Origin of the sequence: Salipiger aestuarii (assembly GCF_003259905.1) — a bacterium.
Classification (GTDB): domain Bacteria; phylum Pseudomonadota; class Alphaproteobacteria; order Rhodobacterales; family Rhodobacteraceae; genus Salipiger; species Salipiger aestuarii.
In genome coordinates this window covers 1-2,522 of the sequence record NZ_QLMG01000104.1, presented here as the reverse complement: position 1 = coordinate 2,522, position 2,522 = coordinate 1, and the positions used below count along the sequence as shown (strand labels likewise).

Annotated in this window: 3 protein-coding genes; all 3 read right to left on the bottom strand. The window is 67.2% G+C overall.

Features of this window, described 5'->3' with window-relative positions:
* Positions 1 to 25: 25 nt before the first annotated feature.
* The 3 genes from tnpC to tnpA are packed head-to-tail and all read right to left on the bottom strand — an operon-like array spanning position 26 to position 2,424.
* Entirely contained in the window at positions 26 to 1,651 is a 1,626-nt protein-coding gene (tnpC, locus tag ATI53_RS22625) for an IS66 family transposase (protein WP_111551433.1), read from the bottom strand.
* Between the two features lie 60 nt (positions 1,652 to 1,711).
* Complete coding sequence (gene tnpB / locus ATI53_RS22620) at positions 1,712 to 2,059, bottom strand: IS66 family insertion sequence element accessory protein TnpB (RefSeq protein WP_035851188.1); 348 nt, start codon at positions 2,057 to 2,059, stop codon at positions 1,712 to 1,714.
* Positions 2,056 to 2,424 carry an IS66-like element accessory protein TnpA gene (gene tnpA, locus ATI53_RS22615; protein WP_111551432.1) on the bottom strand — a complete coding sequence of 123 codons (369 nt, stop codon included), beginning with the start codon at positions 2,422 to 2,424 and terminating at the stop codon, positions 2,056 to 2,058. The genes tnpB and tnpA overlap by 4 nt, the downstream gene beginning before the upstream one ends.
* Positions 2,425 to 2,522: the final 98 nt, after the last annotated feature.

Genomic DNA, 2,522 nt, shown 5'->3' with positions numbered 1-2,522 from the left:
GTAACCGGCCGGTAAGGACCGCAGATCAGGCGACGGCCTTGGCCTCCTGAGCGATCGGCGCCCAGTTCCACGGCAACAGCTCGTCGAGGCGGTTGATCTTGTGATCGCCGATGCGGGCCAGGATGTCGGCCAGGTAGCCTTCAGGATCGAGACCGCTGAGCTTAGCGCTCTCGATGATCGTCATGGCCTCCGCGAGGGTCTCTCCCCCGGCATCAGCCCCGGCGAAGAGCCAATTCTTCCGACCAATCACCACCGGCTTGATCGCGCGCTCGGCCGGGTTGTTGTCGATGGCCACGCGGCCGTCCTCCAGGAAGAGCGTGAAGGACGGCCAGCGGCGGAGCGCGTAGCGGAAGGCCTTGGCCAGCGCGCTCTTGCCGGAGACCCGGCCGAGCTGTGTCTCCGACCACGCCTTGAAGTTCTCCGCCAGCGGGCGCGTGCGGGTCTGCCTGACGCGTCGCCGCTCTTCGGCGGAGCAGCCGGTGATCTCGCGTTCGATGTCGTAGAGCGCGCCGATACGATCCAGCGCCTCCCGGGCGATCGCCGACTTGGTGCCGGTCCAGACATCGTGGAAGTCCCGGCGCAGGTGTGCCCAGCAGGCGGCCTCGCGGATGCGCACCGCGCCGGTAGTATCGGGCTCATAGAGCGCCTTGAAGCCCGTATAGGCGTCCGCCTGAAGAATGCCGCTGAACTCGGCCAAATGGCGGTGCGGATGCGCACTCTTCCGGTCCGGTGAGAAGCAGTAGGCGACACCGGGCGGCGCTGTCCCGCCCCATGGCCGGTCATCCCGGAGGTAGGTCCAGATCCGGCCCTCCTTCACGCCCTTTCCCAGTCCCTCGAGCCGCTTGGAGCGGTCGAGCACTCGCACCGGGGTGTCGTCGGCATGGAGGCGGTCGGCGGTCATCACGTCAGCCCTGATCCGCGCCACGAGCGGAGAGAGCACCCGCACACCCTGGCCGCACCAGTCGACGAGCGTCGAGGCCGGGATATCCGCGCCCATGCGGGCGAAGATCTCGTTCTGTCGATACAAGGGAAGATGATCGTCGAACTTGGAGACAAGGATGTGTGCCAGAAGGCCCGGTCCCGCCATGCTACGCGGGATCGGGCGTGCAGGCGCCGGGGTCTGGGTGATCTTCTCGCATCTCCGGCAGGACTTCTTCGGGCGCGCCGTCTCGATCACCTTCAGCCGTGCGCTGATCAGTTCGAGGATCTCGCTCATGTCTTCACCGACGAGCCGCAGCTCGCCCCCGCAAGCGGGACAGGCATCGCCGGGATCGAGCACAATGCGCTCGCGGGGCGTTGCCTCCGAGACCTTCGGTTTGCGCCGCATGGGAGCAGGTTCCGCGACAGCGGGCTCTGCTTCCGGCTCCTCCTCGGCCTCCCGGGCGGCGGAAGCCGCGACCTCCAGCGCCTCGAGGGCCAGTTCCAGTTGTTCGATCTCGCGCTCGATCTTCTCCGAGCTCGCGCCGAACTTCTGACGCTGGAGCTTGGCGATCCGGATCTGGAGCGCCTGAACGAGGGCTTCGTGTGCCTTCAAGACGGCCGTGAGCCTTGTCGTCTCCGCCCGCATGGCCGCGTTCTCGGCCTCGAGTGCGGCGATCATCGCGCGCAACTTGGCAGGATCGTCAGGCGGAAGGGAGGAGGCTTCGGACATGCGGAACCTTACCATCCCGTGCGGTACATAACCAGTAAAACAAGGGGTTTGAGAGAATTATCAGCTCACCCGAGCGGGAGGCGCACCCCAGTCCGGGCGGCGCCAGTCGATGCCTTCCCAGAGCATCGCCAGCTGCGCCGAGGTCAGCCTTGCGGCGCCGTCGCCGGCGACGGGCCACGGGAAGCGCCCCCGTTCCAGGACCTTGTAGTAGAGGCAGAAGCCCTGGCCGTCCCAGTAGAGAAGCTTCAGCCGATCTCCGCGCCGCCCCCGGAAAGCGAAGACCGCACCGCCTGCCGGGTTCTGGCGCAGGACGTCCTGGGCGAGCGCGGCCAGACCCGCGATCCCCTTGCGCATGTCGGTGGGGCCGCAGGCCAGGTAGACCCGAACGCCCGTTCCCGGTCCGATCATGCCGCCTCCACCGCCCGGATCAACCGGGTCAGCGCCTCTCCATCCATGCTGCTGTCGAACCTCAGGCAGCGCCCGTTGCTCATCCGCAGCTCGACCATGACGGGTCGAGCTGGCGCGGGGGCGCTTGCCGGCGTCCGCGCCTCACCAAAATCGACCGGAAGGAAAACGGTCCCGCGATCCGGCGACCACAAGCCCTTCTTCTTCAGATCACGCCGCCAGCCGTAGATCTGGGAGCGCGTGATCTCGTGCCGCTGCGCCACCTGCGTCACCGACGCGCCGCCGACACCGACCTCCGACAGGATCTCGAGCTTCTCGTCTTCGCTCCACCGCCGGCGCCGCTCAACGCCCAGAACCTCGCCCAGCATGGCCCCTCCTAATAAGACACGTCGTTAAGGACGTCGTTATGCACGTGTCTTAGCTCGGAACCCCGCCGTCAGGCAGGCGGCCTCAATCGGGCGGTTAC

Excerpts from the sequence above, each read along its gene's own strand:
- tnpC (WP_111551433.1), bottom strand. The coding sequence starts at position 1,651 with ATGTCCGAAGCCTCCTCCCTTCCGCCTGACGATCCTGCCAAGTTGCGC.
- tnpB (WP_035851188.1), bottom strand. The coding sequence starts at position 2,059 with ATGATCGGACCGGGAACGGGCGTTCGGGTCTACCTGGCCTGCGGCCCC.
- tnpA (WP_111551432.1), bottom strand. The coding sequence starts at position 2,424 with ATGCTGGGCGAGGTTCTGGGCGTTGAGCGGCGCCGGCGGTGGAGCGAA.